Origin of the sequence: Pseudomonas sp. B22129, assembly GCF_044218875.1 — a bacterium.
Lineage (GTDB): Bacteria > Pseudomonadota > Gammaproteobacteria > Pseudomonadales > Pseudomonadaceae > Aquipseudomonas.
Map to the genome: position 1 here is coordinate 384,453 of NZ_CP162592.1, position 25,244 is coordinate 409,696.

Annotated in this window: 20 protein-coding genes; 8 read left to right on the top strand and 12 right to left on the bottom strand. The window is 58.5% G+C overall.

The annotated features are described in order from the left end of the window. Positions 1-101: 101 nt before the first annotated feature. The 5 genes from AB4P94_RS01785 to rplM form a co-directional block, all read right to left on the bottom strand. Positions 102-881: a cytochrome c1 gene (locus AB4P94_RS01785; protein WP_395609158.1), complete on the bottom strand. Its 780-nt coding sequence runs from the start codon at positions 879-881 to the stop codon at positions 102-104. Continuing rightward, positions 881-2,092 carry a cytochrome bc complex cytochrome b subunit gene (locus tag AB4P94_RS01790; RefSeq protein ID WP_395609159.1) on the bottom strand — a complete coding sequence of 404 codons (1,212 nt, stop codon included), beginning with the start codon at positions 2,090-2,092 and terminating at the stop codon, positions 881-883. Before AB4P94_RS01790 ends, AB4P94_RS01785 begins: the two co-directional genes overlap by 1 nt. Continuing rightward, positions 2,092-2,688 (bottom strand): ubiquinol-cytochrome c reductase iron-sulfur subunit, encoded by a 597-nt coding sequence (gene petA, locus AB4P94_RS01795; protein ID WP_016971569.1) that lies wholly within the window; start codon positions 2,686-2,688, stop codon positions 2,092-2,094. The genes AB4P94_RS01790 and petA overlap by 1 nt, the downstream gene beginning before the upstream one ends. Positions 2,689-2,954: 266 nt before the next feature. Further along, positions 2,955-3,347 (bottom strand): 30S ribosomal protein S9, encoded by a 393-nt coding sequence (rpsI, locus tag AB4P94_RS01800; RefSeq protein ID WP_003171743.1) that lies wholly within the window; start codon positions 3,345-3,347, stop codon positions 2,955-2,957. A gap of 14 nt (positions 3,348-3,361) precedes the next feature. Then, positions 3,362-3,790: a 50S ribosomal protein L13 gene (gene rplM, locus AB4P94_RS01805; RefSeq protein WP_003171742.1), complete on the bottom strand. Its 429-nt coding sequence runs from the start codon at positions 3,788-3,790 to the stop codon at positions 3,362-3,364. 248 nt (positions 3,791-4,038) lie between these two features. Between rplM and AB4P94_RS01810 the strand changes: the two genes are divergently transcribed. Next, entirely contained in the window at positions 4,039-5,079 is a 1,041-nt protein-coding gene (locus tag AB4P94_RS01810; protein WP_395609160.1) for an NADP(H)-dependent aldo-keto reductase, read from the top strand. A 127-nt stretch (positions 5,080-5,206) separates the two neighbouring features. Here the strand turns inward: AB4P94_RS01810 and AB4P94_RS01815 are convergent, their stop codons facing one another. After that, positions 5,207-6,343 (bottom strand): acyl-CoA dehydrogenase family protein, encoded by a 1,137-nt coding sequence (locus AB4P94_RS01815; protein ID WP_395609161.1) that lies wholly within the window; start codon positions 6,341-6,343, stop codon positions 5,207-5,209. Positions 6,344-6,563: 220 nt separating this feature from the next. On the opposite strand from AB4P94_RS01815, the gene AB4P94_RS01820 reads away from it, so the two are divergent. After that, complete coding sequence (locus tag AB4P94_RS01820; RefSeq protein WP_395611279.1) at positions 6,564-7,484, top strand: GlxA family transcriptional regulator; 921 nt, start codon at positions 6,564-6,566, stop codon at positions 7,482-7,484. Positions 7,485-7,618: 134 nt separating this feature from the next. On the opposite strand, the gene zapE is transcribed toward AB4P94_RS01820, so the two are convergent. The 3 genes from zapE to AB4P94_RS01835 form a co-directional block, all read right to left on the bottom strand. Further along, positions 7,619-8,713, bottom strand: a complete 1,095-nt coding sequence (gene zapE, locus AB4P94_RS01825) for a cell division protein ZapE (protein WP_395609162.1) — start codon at positions 8,711-8,713, stop codon at positions 7,619-7,621. Positions 8,714-8,791: 78 nt separating this feature from the next. Continuing rightward, positions 8,792-10,147: a tryptophan--tRNA ligase gene (locus tag AB4P94_RS01830; protein WP_395609163.1), complete on the bottom strand. Its 1,356-nt coding sequence runs from the start codon at positions 10,145-10,147 to the stop codon at positions 8,792-8,794. A gap of 24 nt (positions 10,148-10,171) precedes the next feature. Further along, complete coding sequence (locus tag AB4P94_RS01835; protein ID WP_395609164.1) at positions 10,172-10,801, bottom strand: alpha/beta hydrolase; 630 nt, start codon at positions 10,799-10,801, stop codon at positions 10,172-10,174. Positions 10,802-10,948: 147 nt separating this feature from the next. On the opposite strand from AB4P94_RS01835, the gene AB4P94_RS01840 reads away from it, so the two are divergent. Continuing rightward, positions 10,949-11,386 carry a YhcB family protein gene (locus AB4P94_RS01840; protein WP_017138275.1) on the top strand — a complete coding sequence of 146 codons (438 nt, stop codon included), beginning with the start codon at positions 10,949-10,951 and terminating at the stop codon, positions 11,384-11,386. Between the two features lie 198 nt (positions 11,387-11,584). Here the strand turns inward: AB4P94_RS01840 and AB4P94_RS01845 are convergent, their stop codons facing one another. From AB4P94_RS01845 to AB4P94_RS01855, 3 genes are all read right to left on the bottom strand, one after another. Continuing rightward, the gene (locus AB4P94_RS01845) at positions 11,585-13,309 is read right to left on the bottom strand and encodes an ABC transporter ATP-binding protein/permease (protein WP_395609165.1); all 1,725 of its coding nucleotides are present in this window, start codon (positions 13,307-13,309) and stop codon (positions 11,585-11,587) included. 99 nt (positions 13,310-13,408) lie between these two features. Continuing rightward, the gene (locus AB4P94_RS01850; protein WP_003171731.1) at positions 13,409-13,969 is read right to left on the bottom strand and encodes a response regulator transcription factor; all 561 of its coding nucleotides are present in this window, start codon (positions 13,967-13,969) and stop codon (positions 13,409-13,411) included. Further along, positions 13,962-15,224 carry an ATP-binding protein gene (locus tag AB4P94_RS01855; RefSeq protein ID WP_395609166.1) on the bottom strand — a complete coding sequence of 421 codons (1,263 nt, stop codon included), beginning with the start codon at positions 15,222-15,224 and terminating at the stop codon, positions 13,962-13,964. The genes AB4P94_RS01850 and AB4P94_RS01855 overlap by 8 nt, the downstream gene beginning before the upstream one ends. Positions 15,225-15,430: 206 nt before the next feature. Between AB4P94_RS01855 and AB4P94_RS01860 the strand changes: the two genes are divergently transcribed. The 5 genes from AB4P94_RS01860 to AB4P94_RS01880 all read left to right on the top strand — a co-directional run bounded on the left by AB4P94_RS01860 (position 15,431) and on the right by AB4P94_RS01880 (position 25,215). Continuing rightward, positions 15,431-16,144 (top strand): SIMPL domain-containing protein, encoded by a 714-nt coding sequence (locus AB4P94_RS01860; protein WP_395609167.1) that lies wholly within the window; start codon positions 15,431-15,433, stop codon positions 16,142-16,144. A 187-nt stretch (positions 16,145-16,331) separates the two neighbouring features. Further along, positions 16,332-19,703, top strand: coding sequence for a dermonecrotic toxin domain-containing protein (locus tag AB4P94_RS01865; protein WP_395609168.1), 3,372 nt, complete (start codon positions 16,332-16,334; stop codon positions 19,701-19,703). A 116-nt stretch (positions 19,704-19,819) separates the two neighbouring features. After that, positions 19,820-21,421: an ABC transporter substrate-binding protein gene (locus AB4P94_RS01870; protein WP_395609169.1), complete on the top strand. Its 1,602-nt coding sequence runs from the start codon at positions 19,820-19,822 to the stop codon at positions 21,419-21,421. A 258-nt stretch (positions 21,422-21,679) separates the two neighbouring features. Beyond that, entirely contained in the window at positions 21,680-23,308 is a 1,629-nt protein-coding gene (locus AB4P94_RS01875) for an ABC transporter substrate-binding protein (RefSeq protein WP_395609170.1), read from the top strand. A 362-nt stretch (positions 23,309-23,670) separates the two neighbouring features. Beyond that, positions 23,671-25,215: an ABC transporter substrate-binding protein gene (locus AB4P94_RS01880; protein ID WP_395611280.1), complete on the top strand. Its 1,545-nt coding sequence runs from the start codon at positions 23,671-23,673 to the stop codon at positions 25,213-25,215. Positions 25,216-25,244: the final 29 nt, after the last annotated feature.

A 25,244-nucleotide genomic window follows, 5' to 3' on the forward strand; every position in this document is an offset into this window, starting at 1 on the left:
CGCCCAGTGAGCATCCCTGTAGAGCCTGATCGATCCAGGCCGCTACGTGTTCAGAGATGCCGCTGGGCGCGCAAGATTAACAGCAATTGCTTACGGTTGGATCAATGCACATCCTTCCAGTATTCGCGTTTGAGCAGATAGGCGAATACGAAAAAGAAAGCCAGGTACAGCAAGACGTACGTACCGATGCGCTGGTGCTGCAGTTTGACCGGGTTGGCCGAGTAGGCCAGGAAGGTCACCAGATTTTTCACCGTCTGGTCGAACTGCTCTTCGTTCTGCGTACCGGTCTTGGGCACGATGGTCAATTGATCGCACGCTTCATGGGTCAAAGGCGTACCGGTCAACGGATCATATTGCTTCTTGCCGTCTTCAACGACTTGAACCTGCTTGCATCCTACCACTTGGCGCCCCTGCAGGCCGACCAGAACGTTTGGCATACCGACGTTCGGGAAGACTTTATTGTTCACGCCATAAGGGCGCGCAGGGTCTTCATAGAAGGATTTCAGGTAACCGTAGAGCCAGTCGGTGCCACGTACGCGGGCCACCAGGGTCAGGTCCGGCGGCGCGGCACCGAACCAGGTTTTGGCGTCGGCCGGTTGCATGCCGATGGTCATGTGGTCGCCGATCTTGGCGCCGGTGAACACCGAATGGCTGAGCATCACGTCATGGGGGATGCCCAGGTCGTCTGCAACACGCTCATAGCGCTGGAATTTGGCGCTGTGGCAGCCCATGCAATAGTTGGTGAACGTGCGCAGGCCATCCTGCATGGCGGCTTTGTCGGAGACGTCGATATCGACTTTTTCCAGTTCCGGGCCATGCTCGGCGGCGAAGGACAGTAGCGGCAGGGCCGCAAGCATCAATGCTACGAATAATTTTTTCATCAGCCAGTCACCCTTTCCGGTACCGGTTTGGTCTTCTCGAGCCGGGTGTAGAACGGCATCAGAATAAAGTAGGCGAAGTACAGGAAGGTGCAGACCTGCGACAGCAGCGTGCGCTCAGGGGTGGGCGCCAGTACGCCCAAAATGCCCAGGATCACAAACGCGATGCAGAACACCCACAGCCAGATTTTGCTCAGCCAGCCCTTGTAGCGCATGGACTTAACCGGGCTACGGTCGAGCCAAGGCAGCACGAACAGCACCGCAATCGCAGCGCCCATGGCGATCACGCCCATCAGCTTGTCGGGGATCGCCCGCAAGATCGCGTAGAACGGCGTGAAGTACCAGACCGGGGCAATGTGCTCAGGTGTCTTGAAGGCGTTGGCCTGTTCGAAGTTGGGTTTCTCCAGGAAATAACCGCCCATCTCCGGGAAAAAGAACACGATCGAGCAGAACACGAACAAGAACACGACTACGCCGACGATGTCTTTGACGGTGTAGTACGGGTGGAACGGAATGCCGTCCAGCGGGATGCCGTTTTCGTCCTTGTGCTTCTTGATGTCCACACCGTCCGGGTTGTTCGAACCCACTTCGTGCAGCGCCAGGATGTGCAGCACCACCAGGCCGAGAATCACGATCGGCAGGGCCACTACGTGCAACGCAAAGAAGCGGTTCAGGGTGATGCCGGAAATCAGGTAGTCACCGCGAATCCATTGGGTCAGGTCGTTGCCGATCACCGGGATCGCACCGAACAGCGAGATGATCACCTGGGCGCCCCAGTACGACATCTGGCCCCACGGCAGCAGGTAACCCATGAAGGCTTCGGCCATCAGCGCCAGGTAGATCAGCATGCCAAAGACCCACACCAGCTCGCGGGGCTTCTGGTATGAACCGTAGAGCAAGCCACGGAACATGTGCATGTAGACGACAATGAAGAACGCCGACGCGCCGGTAGAGTGCAACAGGCGCAGGATCGAGCCGTACTCGACGTCACGCATGATGTATTCGACGGAGGCGAACGCCTCTTCTGCCGACGGGGTGTAGCTCATCGTCAGCCAGACACCGGTGACGATCTGGTTGACCAGCACCAGCAGCGCCAGGGAGCCGAAGAAGTAGAAGAAATTGAAGTTTTTTGGTGCGTAATATTTGCTGAGATGGTCTTCCCACATTTTGGTGGCGGGGAAGCGCGCATCCACCCAATCCATGAACTTGCTCATCAGGCTTTCTCCCCCTCGTCGACGCCAATGACAATGACACTGTCAGTCTCGTAGTGATGTGGCGGAACTGGCAGGTTCAAGGGTGCGGGTTGTGACTTGTAGACGCGGCCGGCCAGGTCGTAGTGGGAACCGTGGCATGGGCAGAAGTAGCCACCGACCCAATCCTTGCCAAGGTCAGCAGGAGCAACTTCCGGGCGGAAGGTAGGCGAACAGCCCAGGTGGGTGCAGATACCGATCAGCAGCAGGATCTCTGGCTTGATCGAACGAACTTCCTTGTCGACGTAAGCGGGCTGGTCGGAATTCTTCGAGTCGGGGTCGGACAGCTGGCCCTCGATTTTCTTCAGATTCCCCAGGATTTCCTCGGTACGACGAACGATGAATACGGGCTGACCGCGCCACTCAGCAATCATTTGCTGGCCTGGGTCGATCTTGCTGACATTCACCTTCACCGGTGCACCTGCGGCTTTCGCCTTGGCACTGGGAAACCATGACCCCACGAACGGGACCGCAGCCCCCACCGCTCCTGCAGCACCCACCACGGATGTGGCTGCTACCAAGAAGCGACGCCGGCCTGCATTCACGCCGTCATTGCTCATTCAGTCCTCTCCCATCAGCTTTTTGGCCTGTTAAATCAGGCGTCTACTAAGTATTGAAGCTTTGCTTATAAAAATTTTGTCGGATGGTAATGAAAAGCCCCACGTATGACAAGGGAATTGCCCGGGCCTCCGCCCCCAGGCCTTGTAGTATAGGGGGTCTACGGATGTGGCAAGTTGTCACGCGCAAATTTGTGCATAAATCGCAGGCAATAAAAAACGCCCAGCTCCGTGAGGAGGCTGGGCGTTTTTGTGGAACGTAAAGCGAATTAACGCTTCGAGTACTGCGGACGCTTACGCGCTTTACGCAGACCGACTTTCTTACGTTCAACTTCACGGGCATCGCGAGTTACGAAGCCAGCTTTGCGCAGAGCGCCACGCAGGGTTTCGTCGTACTGCATCAGAGCGCGAGTGATACCGTGGCGGATTGCGCCAGCTTGACCACTTACACCGCCACCGATAACGGTGACGTAGATGTCGAACTTCTCAACGGTCTCGGTCAGTTCCAGCGGCTGACGAACTACCATGCGGGCAGTTTCGCGACCGAAGAAATTATCCAGAGTGCGGTTGTTGATCGAGATGTTACCAGTGCCCGGACGCAGGAAAACGCGTGCGGTTGCGGTTTTGCGACGGCCAGTGCCGTAATTTTGAGTCGCCGACATAATGAACTATTCCGTTAAAACTTCAGTTCTTGGGGCTGCTGAGCAGCATGAGGGTGTACAGCGCCCGCATAGACTTTCAGCTTGCGAAACATATCGCGACCCAGTGGGCCCTTAGGCAGCATGCCTTTGACCGCGATTTCGATCGGGGCTTCAGGCTTCTTGGAAATCAGGCCTTCAAAGTTCGAAGACTTGATACCGCCTGGGAAACCGGAGTGACGGTAGTACATTTTGTCTTGCGCTTTGTTGCCGGTAACACGTACCTGCTCAGCGTTGATGATCACGATGTAGTCACCGGTGTCAACGTGAGGGGTGTACTCAGGCTTGTGCTTGCCACGCAGACGGCTGGCGACTTCAGTGGCCAGACGACCCAGGGTCTGACCAGCGGCGTCGACGACAAACCAGTCGCGCTGAACTGTTTCCGGTTTTGCAGTAAAAGTTGTCATTCTTTAATAGCCTCAGGGGCCGCCCTGTAAATTAGACGGCGGATCTTACTGAATAGTGCGTACTTTGACAAGTCAAAGGCAGCCGGATACAGACGCTATCGGGGGCTCGGGTCGGCGCGTCCGTTCAACGGCAAGATTCTTCGGCAGGCGGCGCATCACTTCCACTGCAGAAAGAGGTGGGCAATTATGCAGATTGCCAAAAAAAATTCAACCTGCTTTTATGATTGTTTTACCCGAAGGAGTACCCGATGGATTATCGACAGCTGGGCCGTACGGATCTGAACGTGAGCGCGATAGCCTTGGGCACCATGACCTGGGGCGAGCAGAACAGCGAGGCAGAGGCCTTTGCACAGATCGAACGGGCCAAGGCGGCAGGGATCAACTTCCTCGACACGGCGGAAATGTACCCGGTGCCGCCCAAGGCCGACACCTACGCCACCACCGAGCGCTATATCGGTAACTACTTCAAAAGCCGCGGCGACCGCGGCGACTGGGTTTTGGCCAGCAAGATCGCCGGCCCCGGCAACACCATCGACTACATCCGTGATGGCCACCTGCGCCACAACCGCAAGCACATCGTGGAAGCCCTCGACGCCAGCCTCAAACGCCTGCAAACCGACTGGATCGACCTCTACCAGTTGCACTGGCCTGAGCGCAGCACCAACTTCTTCGGCCAACTGAGCTACAAACACAAGGACGAGGACAACCTCACCCCGCTGGAAGAAACCCTCGAAGTGCTGGACGAGCAAGTGAAGGCCGGCAAGATCCGCCACATCGGCCTGTCCAACGAAACCCCGTGGGGCACCATGAAATTCCTGGCGCTGGCCGAAGCCCGCGGCTGGACCCGCGCGGTGTCGATCCAGAACCCCTACAACCTGCTCAACCGCAGCTTTGAAGTGGGCTTGGCGGAAATCGCAATCCGTGAACAGTGCGGCCTGTTGGCCTACTCGCCGCTGGCGTTTGGCATGCTCAGCGGCAAATACGAAGGCGGCGCACGCCCGGCCAAGGCGCGCCTGACCGAATACAGCCGGTTCACCCGCTACTTCAACCCGCAGTCGGAAGCAGCGTGCAGCCGTTATGTGGCGCTGGCGCGCGAACACGGCCTGGACCCGGCGCAGATGGCGTTGGCGTTTGTGACGCAACAGCCGTTTGTGACCAGCAATATCATTGGGGCGACGTCGCTTGAGCAGCTGGACAGCAACATTGCCAGTGCCGACCTGAAACTGTCAGCCGAGGTGTTGGCGGGGATTGAGGCGATTCAGAAGGATCATCCGAACCCTGCTCCATGATTGACCGGTAGACCGCTTTCGCGAGCAAGCCCGCTCCCACATTTGACCGAGTACATCCATTTGGAATGCGGTTGAATGTGGGAGCGGGCTTGCTCGCGAAGGGGCCATAAGCAACGCTACAAAATCATCAAAGCGCCCGCGCAATGATCTCCTTCATGATCTCATTGGTCCCCGCATAAATCCGCTGCACCCGCGCATCCGCCCAGGCCCGGGCAATCGGGTATTCCCACATGAAACCGTAGCCGCCGTGCAACTGCACGCACTCATCGAGCACCTTGCATTGCAGGTCCGTGGCCCAGTATTTGGCCATCGCCGCCGTGGGCACATCGAGCTTGCCCTCCAGGTGCAGCGCCATGCACTTGTCGACGAACACACGACCGATCTGAATTTCGGTGGCCATCTCCGCCAGCTTGAACCGGGTATTCTGGAAATCTGCAATCGCCTTGCCGAATGCTTTGCGTTCACGGGTGTATTCCAGCGTCCATTCCAACGCGGCCTCCGCAGATGACACGGCGCCAATCGCCACGGTCAGACGCTCCTGCGGCAGTTCCTGCATCAAATACGCGAAGCCCATACCGGCCTGGCCCAACAGGTTTTCCTTGGGCACGCGTACATCCTGGAAGAACAGCTCGGACGTGTCCTGGGCTTTCATGCCGACTTTTTCCAGGCGCTTGCCCTTATCGAATCCCGGCGTGTCGGCCTCCACCAAGAACAGGCTAGTGCCCTTGGCACCGGCCTTGGGGTCAGTCTTGGCCACGACGATGACCAATTCGGCCAGGTAGCCATTGGTGATAAAGGTTTTGGAGCCGTTGATCACATACTCATCGCCGTCCAGCACCGCCGTAGTCTTCACGCCTTGCAGGTCAGATCCGGCGCCGGGCTCGGTCATCGCAATCGCCGTGACCATTTCGCCCGAGATCAATTTGGGCAAATACTTTTGCTTAAGCGCCTCGCTGCCGTAATGCAGGATGTACGGCGCAACGATGTCCGAATGCAGCGAAAACCCGATACCGGTCAGCCCCAGGCGGCTGACCTCCTCGATCACCACCGCGCTGTACAAAAAGTCCGCGCCCAGGCCGCCATACGCCTCGGGCAGATGGGAACACAACATCCCCGCCTCCCCCGCCTTGCTCCACAGCCCACGGTCGATGTAGCCCTGTTTTTCCCACTGCCCGTGGAACGGCGCGGCGTGTTTTTCAAGGAAGGTACGCACGCTGTCGCGGAAGAGTTCGTGCTCCGGGCTGTACAAGGTTCTGGGAATCATGGGTCACCTGCGAGGATTGTCGGACAAGGACGAGCCCACAGAGACTATGCCGCGAAAGCATCACGGGACACTGGACACATGCGACAAAAAATAAGACGATCCAGCCGTCTGGTGACCACTTTCCCCTATAAGAATAAATGAAATTATGTCTAACCAAATCTCCACGCCCTTGCGGCGCGTCAGCATTTTGGCCATTGATCGGGTATTCGCTTCGACCCTCATGCAAGCCAAGGATTTCTTCCACCTCGCCAGCCTGCGTTACGGCAAGCAACAAGGCCTGGGCCTGACCCCAGCGTTCGAAACACGCCTGGTCAGCCCCGACGGGCAATCGGTGCGCAGCTTCAGCAATGTAATCATGCCGGTGGACGGCGGCCTGGAAGATGCCGACATCATCGTGCTACCGGCCTTCTGGGACGACTTCGACGCCCTGTGCGCCCGCTACCCGCAAGTGCTGCCGTGGCTACGCGAGCAACACGCGCGCGGCGCCGTGCTCTGCGGCGAAGCCACCGGGGTGTTCTGGCTGGCCGAGGCCGGCTTGCTCGATGGCAAGGAGGCGACCACCTACTGGCGCTTCTTCAACACGTTCAGCGAACGCTTTCCCAACGTCCAGCTCAACGAGGACAAGCACCTCACCGACGCCGACAACCTTTACTGCGCCGGCGGCACCACCTCGGCGTGCGACCTCTACATTTATCTGATCGAGCGTTTCTGCGGCGCCAATATCGCCCAGGCCGTGGCCCGCGACATTCTCTACGAAGTGCAGCGCAGCTATGCGCCGGGGCGCATCGGGTTTGGCGGGCAGAAGCTGCACCAGGACGTGATCATCCTGCAGATCCAGCATTGGCTCGAAGAACACTTCGCCGACAAGTTCCGCTTCGAAGACGTCGCCCGGGAACACGGCATGAGCATCCGTAACTTCATGCGCCGCTTCCAGACGGCGACAGGCGACAAGCCCCTGCACTACCTGCAACGCCTGCGTATCGAGACGGCCAAAGGCCTGCTCTCGGGCAGCCGCAAGAGCATCAAGACCATCAGTTATGAGGTGGGTTACGACGATGCGAGTTTCTTTGCGCGGCTGTTCAGGCAGCACACGGAGCTGTCGCCGAACCAGTATCGGCAGCAATTCCAGCAGGCTGCATAGCACCGACTGTGGCGAGGGAGCTTGCTCCCGCTGGGGCGCGCAGCGGCCCCAAGCTCTTCAGGGCTGCTTCGCAGCCCAGCGGGAGCAAGCTCCCTCGCCACAGAAGCCCTCCCACATTTTGATTTGCAGCGCTTTTAGGGTTTGTGCCCACGTGAGAGGAATTCGTGGGACTGCATTTCCAGCAAGCGGCTAAGCGTGCGCTGGAATTCAAAGTTCAAGCGACCGCCGGTGTAGAGGTCCTTGAGCTCGACTTCTGCCGAGATGATCAACTTCACGTTACGGTCGTAGAACTCGTCGACCATGTTGATGAAACGGCGCGCGATGTCGTCGGTGGTGACGCTCATCTGCTCCACACCGCTCAAGATCACCGCATGGAAAATCTTGCCCAGCTCGATGTAGTCGTTCTGGCTGCGCGGGCCGTCGCACAGCTGGCGGAATTCAAACCACGCCACATCATCGCAGGTACGCAGCGCGATGATTTCGCGGTTCTCGATCATCAGCTTGTCATTTTCCACCGCCTTCGTGCATTCCGGCGTCAGCGCGCGGAAGCTTTTCTTCAGGCTGTCATGCGCCGCTTCGTTCAGCGGGAAGTGGAACAGTTCGGCTTGCTCCAGGTGACGCAGGCGGTAGTCGACGCCACTGTCAACGTTGACGATGTCGGTGTTCTGTTTGATCAGCGCAATGGCCGGCAGGAAGCGCGCGCGTTGCAGGCCGTCCTTGTACAAGCCGTCGGGCACGATGTTCGAGGTGGCAACCAGGGTCACGCCGTTCTTGAACAGTTCTTCCATCAAGGTGCCGAGGATCATGGCGTCGGTGATGTCGGAGACGAAGAACTCATCGAAACAGATCACCCGCGCTTCGTCGGAAAAGCGCTTGGCGATGAGGGTCAGCGGGTTTTTCTCGCCCGGCAGCGTCTTCATCTCTTCGTGCACACGCTTCATGAAGCGGTGAAAGTGCGTACGCACCTTTTCCTTGAACGGCAGCGCTTCGAAGAAGGTGTCGACCAGGTAAGTCTTGCCCCGGCCGACGCCGCCCCAGAAGTACAGGCCTTTGACCGGGGTGTGATCTTTCTTGCCAAACAGCTTGCTGAACATCCCTGGCTTGTTTTGCGAGGCCGCGACCAGGTCGTCGTACAGGCGCTGCAAATGGCGCACTGCATTTTCCTGGGCCGCGTCATGGAAGAACTCAGGGCGTTTCAGATCAGCTTGATATCGTTCTAGGGGCGTCATAATTCGTTAGCAAGGCAACAAAAACGGGCCGCCACTGTAACGACGGCCCTGATTAATGGCAATCAACCCTTGGTCGGGTTAATCCTCGGTTGGAGTCAACGCAACGCGCAAGGCGGCGACGGCTGTGTCGCGCGACGCTTCGTCGGCAAACGCGGCACTGTCGGCCACTGCGGCACCGTCCAGCCATACGCTGAAGCTCAAGGCTTCGGTGCGTACGTCCAGCGCGTCACCGTTTTGCAGTTGCTTGGTTACGGCGCCAGCGGCTTTACCGTCGGCAAAGTTGCGCGACAGCAGCAGTTGCTCGCCATCGGCGGCCAACAGCCGGAAGCGGAAGCTGCCGTCATCTTCGCGAAAGCTCACAAAGCGTGCAGCCTTTGCAGCTTTCTTCTTGGCGGCGACCGGAGCAGCAGCCTGCTCGACGAAGGAACGCAGGCCGACGGCTTCACGCAACTCGGCGAGGAACGGTGCAGCCACGGCACGGGCTTTCTTGGCGCCGATCAGCAGCAAGTCTTCCATGTCCGAGGGGCGCGACATCAACTGATGGTAACGCTCGCGCGCCTCACCCAGCTGGCCGTCCAGCAGTTGGAACAGGCGGTTCTTCGCCTCGCCCCAGCCCAGGCCTTGCAGCAATTCAGCACGGAACTCTTCTTCCTGAGCCTTGCTGGCGAACGCCTGATACAAGGTGAACAGGTGCGAATTGTCAGGGTCCTTGGCTTCGCCCGGCGCGCGGGAGTCGGTGACGATGCGCGAGATGGCGTCCTTCATGTCCTTGGCGCTGGTGAACAACGGGATGGTGTTGTCGTAGCTTTTAGACATCTTGCGGCCATCCAGGCCCGGCAAGGTGGCGACGCTTTCTTCGATCAACGCCTCAGGCATGGTGAAGAATTCTTTACCGTTGCCGAACAGGTGGTTGAAACGCTGGCCAATGTCGCGGGCCATTTCCACGTGCTGGATCTGGTCACGGCCGACCGGCACCTTGTGGGCGTTGAACATCAAAATGTCCGCCGCCATCAGCACCGGGTAGCTGTACAGGCCCATGCTGATGCCCGCATCCGGGTCTTCGCCGGCTTCCACGTTCTTGTCCACCGAGGCCTTGTACGCGTGGGCGCGGTTGAGCAGGCCCTTGGCGGCCACGCAGGTCAGCAGCCAGGTCAGCTCGGGAATTTCCGGGATGTCGGACTGGCGGTAGAAGGTTACCCGGTTCACATCCAGGCCACCGGCCAGCCAGGTCGCGGCAATTTCCATGCGCGAGCGCTGGATGCGCTGCGGGTCATCGCACTTGATCAGGGCGTGGTAGTCGGCCAGGAAGTAGAAGGAGTCGGCATTGGCGTCCTGGCTGGCGAGGATCGCCGGGCGGATCGCACCGGCGTAGTTGCCCAGGTGCGGCGTGCCGGTGGTGGTGATGCCGGTGAGGATACGGGTACGAGTCGTCATGGGTAATCGCTTATCAGACTGCTATCAATTCGAGAGACGCGGCAGCACCAGATCCTTGAGATCGGTGAGCTTGCCATGAAAAAAGTGTCCGCATTCTGCCACTTTCAGCAGCTCATGGGGGCGATTCAAGGCGGCGGACCAGTCGTAGACGAGTTGTGGGTCGACCACTTCGTCGGTTTCCGGCTGGATCAGGGTCAACGGGCAGCCCTGAGGCAGCACGTCGATGTCGCGCAGGCGCATCACGGCGGCGGCGACCATAAACAGGTGCGCAAGTTTTTCACCCTTGGCTTCCAGGCGACCGCCGAGGCTGGCGGCCACGTAGCCACCGAAGGAAAAACCGAGCAAGGTGATCGGCAGGTCCGGGTGTTTTTCCCGCAGCCAGGTGGCGGCGGCTTGTGCATCGTCCACTTCACCGGTGGCCATGTCGTGGGTGCCGGCGCTGGCACCGACGCCGCGGTAATTGAAACGTAAAGTAATCAAACCGGCATCGCGCGCAGTGCGTTGCAGGGTCGATACGACTTTATTGAGCATGGTCCCACCCTGCACCGGGTTGGGGTGGCAGATCAGCGCCAGGCCACGTGGCTCGGGGTGATCCAGGTACAGGGCTTCCAATTGGCCTACCGGGCCATCGATCAAAACGGGGGTTTCACGCATGAGCAAGAGATGAACTCCGTGACCTCTCAATGGGTCGACTCGTCTAGCTAAAAGTCTGTGCATGGCATCATTGCGAGCTTAATCGCGGTATACAGCGCAGGTTTGAGCCGTTAACGTAAAGCAAAGCCGTTTATAGAGGAAGGACTCGTGGAACACTCGCTCTTAGTTTGGTTGTTGCCGACTCTTGCCCTGGTTGCCGGTGTCGCCATTGGTTTCCTGGTTGCCCGCCTGCTGCCGAATGCCGCGCCTAACCGCACGCAGCGTCAGTTGGATGACATTCAGGAACGTTTTGACAGTTATCAGAACGAGGTTGTTACCCACTTCAACAGCACCGCGACCCTGGTCAAGAAGCTCACCCAGAGCTACCAGGAAGTACAGGATCACCTCGCCGATGGCGCTAACCGCCTGGCCCTCGACGACATCACCCGCCAGCGCCTGCTGGCCGCGCTGCATTCCGATGCACCGCAAGCTCCAAGGGAACGCCTGACCCCGCCTCGGGAAAATCAGGAACCGCCACGGGACTACGCGCCAAAAACGCCGAACGCCCCTGGTATGCTGGATGAGCATTACGGTTTGAAGAAGTAAGTCATTTTCAAGCGTTAAAAAAGCCCGGCTGATCGACGATCAGCCGGGCTTTTTGTTGGGCGCACAAACTTCGGAACACCGCAGTCTCAATGTGGGAGCGGGCTTGCTCGCGAATGCGGTGGATCAGTCACAGCTATTGCAACTGACACACCGCATTCGCGAGCAAGCCCGCTCCCACAATGTTGACCGAGTTTTACCTCAAGGAATCGCTTGTTCCTGAAGCAACCCACCCTCAATCCGCACATGCCGTCCATGGAAGCGCTTGAGGCTGCTGCGGTGGCCGACGCTGACGATGCTCAGCCCCGGCAGCTCATCGATCAACGCCTGATACAACGAAGCCTCATCCTCTTCATCCATCGCCGACGTGGCTTCGTCCATGTACAGCCACTGCGGCGCGAACAGCAATGCGCGCGCAAAGGCGAGGCGTTGCTGCTCGCCCGGCGAGAGCATGCGCTGCCAGTGGTTGGCTTCGTCCAGGCGTGCGACCAGGTGCGGCAAGCGGCAGGTTTCCAGGACCTGTGCATAACGTTCTGCCGGGTAGACGCTTTCGTCCTGTGGGTAACTCAGCGCAGCCTTCAACGTGCCAATCGGCAAGTAAGGTTTTTGCGGCAGGAACAGGTAGCGCGCGGCCGGCAACAAAATGCTGCCGTGGCCAGCGGGCCACAGATGCCCCATCGCCCGCAGCAGCGTACTTTTACCGCTGCCCGAGCGCCCGCTGAGCATGACGCGCTGGCCAGGCTCGACAGCCATGTCGGCGTCGGTGAGCAGGTGGCGACCATCCGACAGGTCCATGCCCAGGCCCTGCACCACCAGGCGTTCGCCTTCACCGCGCACATCAATCGCCGCAGGGCGCTGTTCATTTTCGCTCATCGCCTGCTGGAAGCTCAGCAGACGGTCACTGGTCGCGCGCCAGCTTGCCAAGTCGGAATAGGCGCTGATAAACCAGCTGAAGTTGCCTTGCACGTTGCCGAAGGCCGAGTTGATTTGCATCAGTTCGCCCAACTCGATCTTGCCGGCGAAATAGCGTGGAGCCGCCACAATAAAGGCAAAGACAATGGCAATCTGTTCGTAACCGGCGGTGAAGAACGTCAGGCGCTTGGACACTTTCATGATGTCCCAGTAGTTCTGCCAGACCTTGCCGAACCGCGCGCTCAAACGCTGCTTTTCATTCGGCTCGCCGTTGTACAGGGCAATGCTCTCGGCGTTCTCACGTACACGTACCATGGAGAAACGCAGGTCCGCTTCGAAGCGTTGTTGTTGGTTGCTCAGGCCGATCAAGCGACGGCCAATCAGGTGAGTCAGCCAGCTGCCAACCGCGGCATACAGCAGTGCGCACCAGAACATATAGCCGGGAATGGTGATCCCAAACACTTCAATGCTGCCCGACACGCCCCACAAAATGATCGAGAACGACACCAGGCTGACGACGTTGCGCAGCAGCCCCAGGCCCAGACTCAAGGTGGTCGAGGTGAAGTTGTTGAGGTCTTCGGAAATCCGCTGGTCCGGGTTATCGGTGTACCCGCCCTGCTCCAGCTGGTAGTAGTTTTTGTTGCCGAGCCAGCGCGTGAAATGTTTTTCGGTCAGCCAGGCGCGCCAGCGAATGGTCAGCATCTGGGTCAGATACAGGCGGTACACAGCACCAAGGATAGCCACGGTGGCGATGCCACAAAAATAGCCGATCAGTTGCCAGAAGGCCGCTGTGTCCTTTTTTTCCAGAGCGTTGTAGAAATCCTTGTACCAGTGGTTGATCCACACGGAAATCGCCACGCTGAACAGCGACAGTGCAATCACCGCCGCCAGCAGCAACCAGGCCTTGCCCTTCTCCTCACTGCGCCAATAGGGCGTGATCATCGCCCAGGTTCGGCGAAAGAAGTGCCCACGCACCGCGTCGTTGACCGCGGAGTACTCAGCGTTCTGATTCATCGTTCAGGCTCTGTAAGAAAATGTGACAGGCGTTTGAACCGATCATAGACGATCGGTTCGGGGCTCCGTGCGGCCTGAAGCAAATTGTTCAGTCAGTGTTCAGCGCCGTACCGGGCGCTTCTGCAGCTTGCGCTGCAAGGTGCGGCGGTGCATGCCCAACGCACGGGCAGTGGCGGAGATGTTGCCTTCGTGTTCGGTCAGCACACGCTGGATGTGTTCCCACTGCAGGCGGTCCACCGACATCGGGTTTTCCGGCACCAGGGTGTCGAGGTCGGCATGCTCGGACAGCAAGGCGGCCAGCACGTCGTCGGCGTCGGCCGGTTTGCACAGATAGTTGCAGGCGCCGCGCTTGATCGCCTCGACGGCGGTGGCAATGCTCGAGTAACCGGTGAGGATCACCACGCGCATTTCCGGGTCGAGTTCCAGCAGCTTGGGCAGCAGCACCAGGCCGGAGTCGCCGTCCATTTTCAGGTCAAGCGCAGCGTAGTCCGGCAGGTCGGCCTGGGCGATGGTCAGGCCCTCTTCGGCGGAGCCTGCGGTGCTCACGCGAAAACCACGGCGGCTCATGGCGCGCGCCATGACACGGGTAAAAGTAGCGTCGTCATCTACCAGCAACAAATGCGGCAGTTCTTCGCCTTCGACTTGGATCTCGTCACTCATCGATATCTCCTCGTGCGACACGTGGCAGGCGCAGCTCGGTGAGCGTACCGCCTTCCTCATGACTATAGAGTTTCACTGAGCCGCCCGCGCGGGTCACGCTGGCCTTGCTCAAAAACAGGCCCAGGCCGAAGCCTTTGCCCTTGGTGGTAAAGAAGGGTTTGCCGATCTGCTCGGCAATGGCCAGCGGCACACCTGCGCCGTGGTCACGAATGCTGATGGTCACGTTTTCCGCGTCCCAGTCCAACTGCACGCCCAGGCCTTCGGGGCAGGCGTCGGCGGCATTGTTCAACAGGTTGAGCAGCGCCTGGGTCAGGTCCGGTGGCGGTGCCATGCGCGGCACGCTGCCCTGGCCCAATAGATGAAAGCGGTAACTGGCCTCGGGCCGCATCAGGTGCCAACGGTTCAGGGCTTCGTCGAGCCACTGGGTCACGTCTTGCATTTCTACCGCGAGGCGGCGGTTGGCTTCGGCGGCGCGCACCAGTTGCTGCAAGGTGTGCTTGCACTGCTTGACCTGTTCCTGGAGCACGCTGAGGTCATCTTGCAGGGCGGGGTCAGGGTGGTCCTGGACCATCTCATTGAGCAACACACTCATGGTCGCCAGCGGCGTACCCAATTCATGGGCGGCACCGGCGGCCTGGGTGGCGACGGCGAGCAGTTGCTGGTCGCGCAGGCCTTCTTCACGGCGAATGGCGCGCAACTCTTCCTGGCGGCGCAGCTCTTCAGCCATGCGCGCGGCAAAGAAGGTGATCACCGCCGCCGACAGTGCGAAGCTCAGCCACATCCCGTAAATCTGCAGATTTTCCCGGGCGATGGGAAACGTCTGCAACGGGTAGAACTGCGCCAGCAGCAGGGTGTACAGCGCCAGCGCGATACCCGACAACACCACTGAGTAGCGCCACGGCAAGGTCACGGCGGCGATGGTCAGTGGCACCAGGTAATAGGAAACGAAGGGGTTGGTGGAACCACCCGAGAAATAAAGCAACACACTGTGGATAAACAGGTCGCAGGCCAGTTGCAGGGCGTACTCCAGCTCGGTCACCGGCCACGTGGTGCGCAACCGGATGGCGGTGAACACGCAGAGCACGATGGAGAAACAGAGGGTGACACCCAGTTGCAGCCAGGGCAGTGGCAGCAGGTCAAACCAGTAGGCGAGCCCAACGGAACCGGCCTGCGCGGCCAGCACCAAGGTGCGAATGAACGTCAGGCGCCAGAGGTTTTGGCGAGTGGCGGAAGTCAGTTTTACGGCGGCGAGCATGAGCTCTCCCGATGAGCGCTGCAGGCGGATCGTCGGGAGTATAAACGAAGCAGGCCCGCCGCCACGGCCTGTGTGGCTCTTTGACGCAGGCCGGGCAGATGACCGTTCGTCGGCGTCGCCACAACTTGTAGGTAATGTGTAAACCCGAAGAACCCGATGCCACCGTCTACAGTCATACCGAACACGAATACCTCCAAGGAGCTTACATGTCTCGTTTCACTCGCAGTGCTGCTGTTATCACCCTCGGCGTCGCCACCCTGGCCAGCCTTCCGGCATTGGCTGCCGAAGGCTTGAACTACAACCAGATTTCCCTGCGCGCCGAGGTCAGCCAGGAGGTTGCCCGCGACAAGATGATCGTGACCCTCTACACCGAGTCCCAAAACAGCGACCCGGCCAAGCTTGCCGCTGAAATCACCAACACCATGAACAAGGCCCTCGGCGAAGCCCGCGAAGTCAAAGGCGTAACCCTGCGCCAGGGCAGCCGTAACAGCTACCCGATCTACGACAACAAGAACCAGAAAATCACCGGCTGGCGTGAACGCGCCGAGTTACGCCTGGAAAGCGCGGACTTCCCGGCCCTGTCCAAGCTCACCGGCGAGCTGCTGAACACCCTGAAAATGGAAAACATGGACTTCGCCATTGCCGATGCCACGCGCAAGTCCAGCGAAGATGCGCTGCTCAAAGACGCCGTCGCCGCCTTCAAGGCCCGCGCCCAACTCGCCACTGACGCACTCGGCGGCAAGGGCTACAAGATCGTCAACCTGAACTTCAACACCAACGGCTACCCGATGCCGTACGCGCGCAATGGCGGCATGATGATGAAGGCCGCCATGGCTGATTCAGCACCGACACCGGAAGTGGAAGCCGGCACCAGCCAGGTCACCATGAGCGCCGATGGGGTGATTGAAGTGCTGCAATAAGTATCCGTCCTGGATCTCAAAACGGCGCGGCCTCTGGGCCTGCGCCGTTTTTGTTTGCACGGGCCGCCCGGAGTTTCACACTTTGCGACAAACCCAATGCAACCGAGCTTTCGGTTCTCACGACCCAAGGACGACACCGGCCCACAGGGAGAGTCTTGCCGGACGCACTCCATAAGAGAACCTCACCATGACACTATCCGTGCGCAACGGTTATCCCTTTCTACCCGCACTGGGCAGCCACACTCCCTCCAAACCTGTCGAGACACGTACAACACAAGCCGCTGTAAACCCAGCGTCGAGCGAACCCTCGCCAACCTCCGCCGGGGATAAAAAACTGGTCGAAGCCTACATCGCGGCGGTGCAGAAAAAGATACTGCACAACGACCCTGGCCTGATCAGAGTCCCTGCCGACAGCCAGCTGGGCCAATGGCTCGCGCTGTATCGAACGCACTTGGAAAATCCGACTGTCAAAAAGTGGCTGCAAGATCAGGGTATCCAGATGGATGCCGCATCGATTGTTCCCTCCACTGGCGTCCTGACAGTGGGTGAAGGCGAGAACAAAAAAACATTCACCCTCACCGACAACTCAGGCTGGGGGCAAATCGCCGAGCCCATCCTGGACGCCGCTAAAGTCATCTCACCCGTGCCGGGTCAACGCCTGCGGGTAAACCTCAATGGCGAGGATGCCACCGTGCGGCCGAAGCTGGTGGCGGACTTTCATGGAGAGACGCTGCCCTCCTCCCGCCCCCAGGCCAGCGCCCAAATCAGGCGACTCGAAGACAATGACGGCGCGTTCCAACCCATTCCCGCCAACGACCCATTGCGCCCAGCCGAAAAACGTTCGGCACAGGCGCTGGAAACGCAGAAGCAGAACGCGGCGCGATTCTACCTCTCGGCCCCCCAGGCACTGGCTTACAAACAATTGGCAGTCGATGTGGCCACCACCCTACCCAACACCCGGGCAGAAGCCAAGAAATGGGCCGACGCGATTCTGTTCAAACTGACCGGAAAGCACATCGATTCGGACACCATCTACCTGAACCGCTTCAACGGCGGCGGGCGCACCCCTGATAGCTACGATAAATCGACCGTCACCGGCTGGGAATACGTCATCGTGGAGCCTGTCTCCTCCCTGCGACTACCGGATGCGCTGCTGAAAAACTTCTCCGAAGGCGACTGGGTTCCAGGCAACCTTGACGCGAACTCCGGCCTGTACACAGACAGCTATGGGCAAAGCAATCCAAACAATCAAGGCAATAAAAAGGGCTACGGCGCTCACAACCAACTCCAGATTCTGCCATCCGCAGTGATGCACGAAAGCTGGAAAACCGACTTTCAAGGTCAAATCACCAAAAAAATCGACAGTTTCTGGAACAGCCACACTGATGACTACCGCACAGCCATCAAAGGCGAATTCGCCTACCGGGCCCGTAAGCAGATAAAAGCTACGCAGGCGATGCCGCCCGCCGAACGCGCACTGCAAGCCCCGGAGCACCGCTTCACCCGGGAAGATTACCGCTTGGTGATGGGCGCAGTTCCCAACCTTCCACTGGATGAATATGCCGCGCTGACCATCGAGCAACTCAAAGGCACGGCTACGTTAGAAGGCCGGGTGCATGCGCTGAATATCGCAGGCATTGCGTCCAGCGACATTCTGCGATTCAGTGCTGCTGACGGCAGCCGCCAAGTGCTTTATATCCCTGGCGCCGAGCCTGCTTTTCTGCGTTTCGATTCGCTTGAGAAACTGGAGCAATGGGTCACCGACCAGGCCAAGGACGAAAAAAAACGCGCGGCCCTGGCTTCCCACTTTCCACTGCTCACTCGCCAGGACCACAAGCCCGGAACCCTTTATTCTCTGGCCCATACCTTCATACCGCTGCTCTGGATTGCAGACTCCCACCTACATAAAGATGGCCTGGACACGGTGTTGAAAAACATCGCTTCGGGCAAGCACAGCGGCTCTGTCATCAATAGCAGCGAATCGGAGATCGAAGGGGATGTTTTCTCTACAATGACGTCCACCGGCAAACAGCGCATGACAAGCGACGCCGATGTGGTCATCAAGTCCAACAGCGAAGTCACCCGCGATACCTGGCTCAACGACATTACTGTAGCGGCAGGCCTGCTGGCCAAACTGGCGCCTATCGCTGCGCCTGTGGCGGGAGCGGCCGTAGTACTAGGCTTGACCGAGGCGACACTGGGGGCAGAAAAACAAGCGTCCGGCGATACCGAAGCCGAGCGCCAGGACGGCGCATCCAAGGCGTTCGACGGTTTACTGAACACGTTGTTCTCGGTCGGGGCGAGCACAGTCCCCGAAGATCCGTTCGCCATTGCTCCCGAGAAAGAGACACCGGTGGTAGAGCCACGCCCTCAATCAGAAACCCCTGAAAATGAAGAACCTCAGCCTGGACCGTCCACAGGCCCAGCGCCGACCAAACCGATCGTGCCCGCTCCCTTGCCGCAATCCCCGTCCCTCATCCCCATCGCGCAATATGCCGTCCCTGACGCAGAAGAACTGATCAAGAACGCCACCCGGGATGCCATGGGGGTTTATCGAATGACCGACAGCACGGGAGCCTACCGTCAGTTCGTGCGCATTACCGATGAAACAAACACGAGCAGGGTGTTTGAAATACATGCCCAGCACCGATCGGGTAGCGAATTTGCCTGGGTCATTAATCCAAAAAACGGCAGGGTGATATCGGTGGTAACACCAGGGAACAATGGCGAGTGGAACCGCGTAGCGGGCGATGGTGGTCTCAAGTGGCCTTGGCAACGCGGGTCTTCGCCAACGCCCCCTAACAGTCTCAACCCTCAGGTTTCAGACTTGTTCGCTGAAATCGATGAGCAGGCCGTCACACAGACGAAAAAGCTCGACGAGTATTTGAACGTTGATGAGGCGACCCGCTACGTCGTATCCACAAGTGGATTTGAGGACAATGGCGTCCTTAAAAGAAAGCTCAACCTTTCATGGCAGGGCCGCACCGATGAACGTGTTGAGATTTATGATTCGGAAAAGGCCGCCCCTACGGAATACAGCACCAGCGACTATTCACCCAATTTCATTCTTGACCTTAACCGCGCCGACTATTCGGTCATAAAGGCATCAAAAGAAGGCGACCTTGTGCTGCCACTGAATGCTAAAGGCAGCTCTGCCGAAATGATCAGACAGAACAGAATCAAACAGTTCGAGGAAGCGATTCCCGACGCAGACCTGCGCGCCCGTATTTCAGAGGTCGCTCATCAAGGCTCGGTCTTCCCTGCCAATGCTGAACTGCTCAATACGTTGAAAGAAGGCTACGGCGCCAAGGTCAGCGGCACGTCCTACTTTGTAGACTACGACCCACTCAAAAATGAAACCCAAGTCAGAGTTGTGGCCAAGTGGTACTTCAATGACCTGACGGGCGACAACCCCAGAGCTCTCCAGGACATCGAAGCAACGACGACCCGAACCTTCACAATCCGCGAGAGCAATGAGATATCGGGTGACTCCTACCTCATCGACAACCTCGCCCCCACTCATCTGGAGGTATCGGTGCCAGCCGACCTTCCCGCGTAATTCAAACACTGTCATTCCAGTGTTTGTCTCTACCTGAGCAACCAGAACGGCGGTAACCTCGGTGACCGCCGTTTTCGTTTGGGCAGCCTTATATACCTGCCACTTCAGGGGTCTCCATGGAAAGAATCGCCGTCAAACCGCTCCTCCTCGCTGCAAGCCTGCTGGCTTTTATGCCGATGGCCCACGCCGCCAGCACTTTGGTCTACTGCTCGGAAGCCAGCCCTGCCGGCTTCGATCCCAGCCAGTACACCAGCGGTACCGATTTTGATGCTTCGGCAGAAACCGTGTTCAACCGCCTGACCCAGTTCAAGCGTGGCGGCACCGAAGTGGAGCCTGGGCTGGCGACACGCTGGGACGTGTCCAAAGACGGCCTGACCTATACCTTCCATCTGCGCGATGGCGTCAAATTCCACACCACTGATTTCTTCACCCCAACCCGCGATTTCAATGCGGATGACGTGCTGTTCACCTTCAACCGCCTGCTGGATGCCGACAGCCCGTTTCGCAAGGCTTACCCGTCCGAATCGCCCTACTTCACCGACATGGGCTTGAACACCACGATCAAGAACGTCGAAAAACTCGACGAGCACACCGTGCGTTTCAACCTGAACAACGTCGACGCTTCCTTTGTGCAGAACCTGGCGATGAGCTTCGCCTCGGTGCAATCGGCCGAATACGCCGCCCAGCTATTAAAGGAAGGCAAGGCAGAAGAGATCAACCAGAAGCCGGTGGGCACCGGGCCATTTGTGTTCAAGCGTTACCAAAAGGACTCGCAGATTCGCTACGTCGCCAATAAACAGTATTGGAAGCCCGAAGACGTGAAGCTCGACAATCTGGTGTTCGCCATCACGCCTGACGCCGCCGCGCGCTTGCAAAAACTCAAGGCGGGCGAATGCCAGGTCAGTGGCTACCCGCGCCCGGCAGACATCGAGATCATGAAGCAGGACCCGAACCTGCGCGTGCTGCAACAGGCCGGTTTCAACCTCGGCTTCCTGGCCTACAACGTAACCCACCCACCGCTGGACCAGCTCAAAGTGCGCCAGGCACTGGACATGGCCATCGACAAGCCTGCCATCATCAAGGCCGTGTACCAGAGCGCCGGGCAATTGGCGCAGAACGCACTGCCTCCTGCGCAGTGGTCTTATGACCCGACGATCAAGGACGCGCCGTACGACCCGACCAAAGCGCGGGCGCTACTAAAAGAAGCAGGGGTTGCACCAGGTACCACCATCAATCTGTGGGCGATGACCGTTCAGCGCGCCTCCAATCCGAACGCACGCATGTCGGCGCAAATGATCCAGCAGGATTGGGAAAAAGTCGGCATCAAAGCCAACATCGTCAGCTATGAATGGGGCGAATACATCAAGCGCGCCAAAAACGGTGAGCACGACGCGATGATTTATGGCTGGACGGGCGACAACGGCGACCCGGATAACTGGCTCGGCGTGCTCTACAGTTGTGCCGCAGTCAAGGGCAGCAACTACGCCAAATGGTGTAACCCTGCCTACGACAAACTCGTTCAACAAGCCAAGGTCAGCAACGATCGCGACCAGCGCATCAAGTGGTATCAACAGGCACAAAAAATCCTTAAGGAACAAGTACCTATAACACCTATTGCGAACTCGACGGTTTTCCAGCCACTTCGCAAGGAAGTGCAAGGCTTCAAGATCAGCCCGTTTGGCCTCACGCCGTTCTACGGTGTCAGTCTAGATAAGTAACAAGCGCGCCCCAACCGAGTGCGCCAGACGCCTCGGTTGGTCATTTTTGGTGCGCCTCACGCACCGAAAAAAGCCTCTAAATATATGCATTTATGTCAAAACTTTCATAAATGCGACATTCCTGTACGTTCGTACCACACTTTGACCTTCGCGACGGTTCAGCATCTTGCAATGGGTATGGCGCCTGCATAAGTATCCGCAGGCCGACTCACGAGGTCGCCCTCACCACCAAAAATGACAACAAATCATGAGGCCAACATGCTTAAACACGCAGTCCTTCCGTTACTTGTTAGCGCTGGCCTTATGGCCGCAGCTCCTTTCGCCCAAGCGGCGACTAACCTGGTGTTCTGCTCCGAAGGGAGCCCGGCCGGTTTTGACCCAGGCCAGTACACCACCGGAACAGACTTCGATGCCTCGGCCGAAACCATGTTCAACCGTCTGACCCAGTTCGAACGCGGCGGCACCGCTGTGATTCCTGGGCTGGCCACCAGCTGGGACGTGTCCCCGGATGGCCTGACGTACACTTTCCACCTGCGTGATGGCGTGAAATTCCACACCACCTCGTACTTCAAACCGACTCGTACCTTCAATGCCGATGACGTGCTGTTCACGTTCAACCGCATGATCAACAAGGACGATCCGTTCCGTAAGGCCTACCCCACCGAGTTCCCGTATTTCACGGACATGGGGATGGACACCAACATCAAGAACATCGAGAAAGTCGATGACCACACCGTCAAGTTCACCCTTGGCACCGTGGACGCCGCGTTCATCCAGAACCTGGCGATGAGCTTCGCCTCGATCCAGTCCGCCGAATACGCAGCGCAACTGTTGAAGGAAGGCAAAGCGCCGGACATCAACCAGAAGCCAATCGGCACTGGCCCGTTCGTATTCAAGAGCTACCAGAAAGACTCGAACATTCGTTACACCGGCAACAAGGACTACTGGAAACCTGAAGACGTGAAGATCGATAACCTGATCTTCGCTATCACCACTGACCCGTCGGTGCGTATCCAGAAGCTCAAGAAAAACGAATGCCAGATCACCCTGTTCCCGCGTCCGGCCGACTTGAAGGCACTGGGCGACGACAAGGACCTGAAACTGCCGCACCAGGCCGGTTTCAACCTGGGCTACATCGCTTACAATGTCATGCCGGTTCTCAAAGGCCAGACCGCCGCCAACCCACTGTCTGACCTGCGCGTTCGTGAAGCGCTGGACATGTCGGTGAACAAGCAGCAGATCATCGACTCCGTGTATCAGGGCGCAGGCCAACTGGCCGTCAACGCCATGCCGCCGACCCAGTGGTCCTACGACACCACCATCAAGGATGCCCCTTACGACGTGACCAAAGCCAAGGCTTTGCTCAAGGAAGCGGGCGTCAAGGAAGGCACCGAGATCACCCTGTGGGCCATGCCGGTTCAACGCCCGTACAACCCGAACGCCAAGCTGATGGCTGAAATGCTGCAGAACGACTGGAAACAGATCGGCCTGAAAGTGAACATCGTCAGCTATGAGTGGGGCGAGTACATCAAACGTTCCAAAGGCGGCGAGAACCAGGCCATGATCATTGGCTGGAGCGGTGACAATGGTGACCCGGACAACTGGCTGAACGTGCTGTTCGGCTGCGACTCGCTGGCCGGTAACAACTTCTCCAAATGGTGCGACAAGAAATTCGACGGCATCGTGAAAGAAGCCAAGGCCACATCGGATGTCGCCAAACGCACCGAGCTGTACAAGCAGGCGCAACATATCCTCAAAGATGCAGTCCCGATGACACCTATCGCGCACTCGACGGTGTATCAACCCATGCGCAACACCGTGCAGGACTTCAAGATCAGCCCGTTTGGCTTGAACTCCTTCTACGGCGTGAGCGTCAGCGGCAAGTAAGGATCACTGACGGCGACGTTTCATAACGTCGCCGTTATTGCATCCGCCCGGACCGCAGGAAACAGACCACATCCGCAACCGTTGCCGTCCTACGGCAACGAACTGCGATTTGTGCCTCCGTTACCTACAAGGTCAATCAGTTTCGGCGCATTTACTGCGAAGTCCACGGCCCATAACGTCGCAGGACAGCAGAGGCGCCCACTGAGGGGTACTTGCTGTTTGTGGGATCAGTGATGTCTCCCGAGCTTTTGGCCCGGGTGATTGCTCGCTGATGACAATTACAAACAAGGATCGGGATCGTCATGCGCCATACCACCGTTCTATCCGCAATTTTTGGTACCAGCCTGCTGGCTGTGGCCACGATGGGCCAAGCCGCCGAGAAGAAGAGCCTGGTGTTCTGCTCCGAAGGCAGCCCGGCCGGCTTTGACACTGCGCAGTACACCACCGCCACCGACAACGATGCGGCGGAGCCTTTGTACAACCGCCTCGTGGAGTTCGAAAAAGGTGCAACTAACGTGGTGCCCGGGCTGGCAACCAAGTGGGATATTTCCGAAGACGGCCTGACTTACACCTTTCACCTGCGTGAAGGGGTGAAATTCCACAGCAACAAGGAATTCAAGCCGACGCGCGACTTCAACGCCGACGACGTGCTGTTCACCTTCAACCGCATGCTTGACCCCGAACACCCGTTTCGCAAGGCCTACCCCACCGAGTTTCCGTACTTCAACGGGATGAGCCTGAACAAGAACATTGCCAAGGTCGAGAAAACCGACCCGCATACCGTGGTGATGACGCTGAACACGGTTGACGCCGCGTTTGTACAAAACATCGCCATGAGCTTTGCCTCGATCCTGTCAGCCGAATACGCCGAGCAGTTGCTCAAGGAAGGCAAGCCGAGCGACATCAACCAGAAGCCGATCGGTACCGGCCCGTTTGTGTTCCAGCGCTACCAGAAAGACTCGCAGATCCGTTTTGTGGGCAACAAACAGTATTGGGACCCGAGCCGGGTCAAGCTGGACCAATTGATCTTCGCCATCAACACCGACGCCTCGGTGCGTGTGCAGAAGCTCAAGGCCGGCGAGTGCCAGATCACCCTGCACCCGCGCCCTGCCGACGTCGACGCGCTCAAGGCCGACCCGAACCTGCAATTGCTGACCAAGCCCGGTTTCAACCTAGGCTATATCGCCTATAACGTGCGCCACAAACCCTTCGACCAACTCGAAGTGCGCCAGGCGCTGGACATGGCAGTCAACAAGCAAAGCATCCTGAACGCCGTGTACCAGGGCGCGGGGCAACTGGCGGTCAACGCCATGCCGCCGACCCAGTGGTCTTACGACGACACTATCAAGGACGCGCCCTACAATCCGGAAAAGGCCAAGCAATTGCTCAAGGCCGCCGGCGTGAAGGAAGGCACCGAAATCACCCTGTGGGCCATGCCGGTGCAACGCCCGTACAACCCCAACGCCAAACTGATGGCCGAGATGCTGCAAAGCGATTGGGCCAAGATCGGCCTCAAGGTCAAGATCGTCAGCTATGAGTGGGGCGAATACATCAAGCGCACCAAAAACGGTGAGCACGATATCAGTCTCATCGGCTGGACCGGCGACAACGGTGACCCGGACAACTGGATGGGCACCCTCTACAGCTGCGACGCCATCGGCGGGAACAACTACTCCATGTGGTGCGACCCGGCGTACGACAAATTGGTCAAGCAAGCCAAGGTCGTCACCGACCGCGAACAAAGGACTGTTCTGTACAAACAGGCGCAGCAGCTGCTTAAAGCGCAGGTGCCAATCACGCCAGTCGCCCACTCGACGGTCAACCAACCGTTAAGCGCCAAAGTCGAAGGGTTCAAAGTCAGCCCCTTCGGCCGCAACGTGTTCTCGGGCGTCAGTCTCAACCCATAAGAAAATAACCGGATGATGGAGAGCGAAGT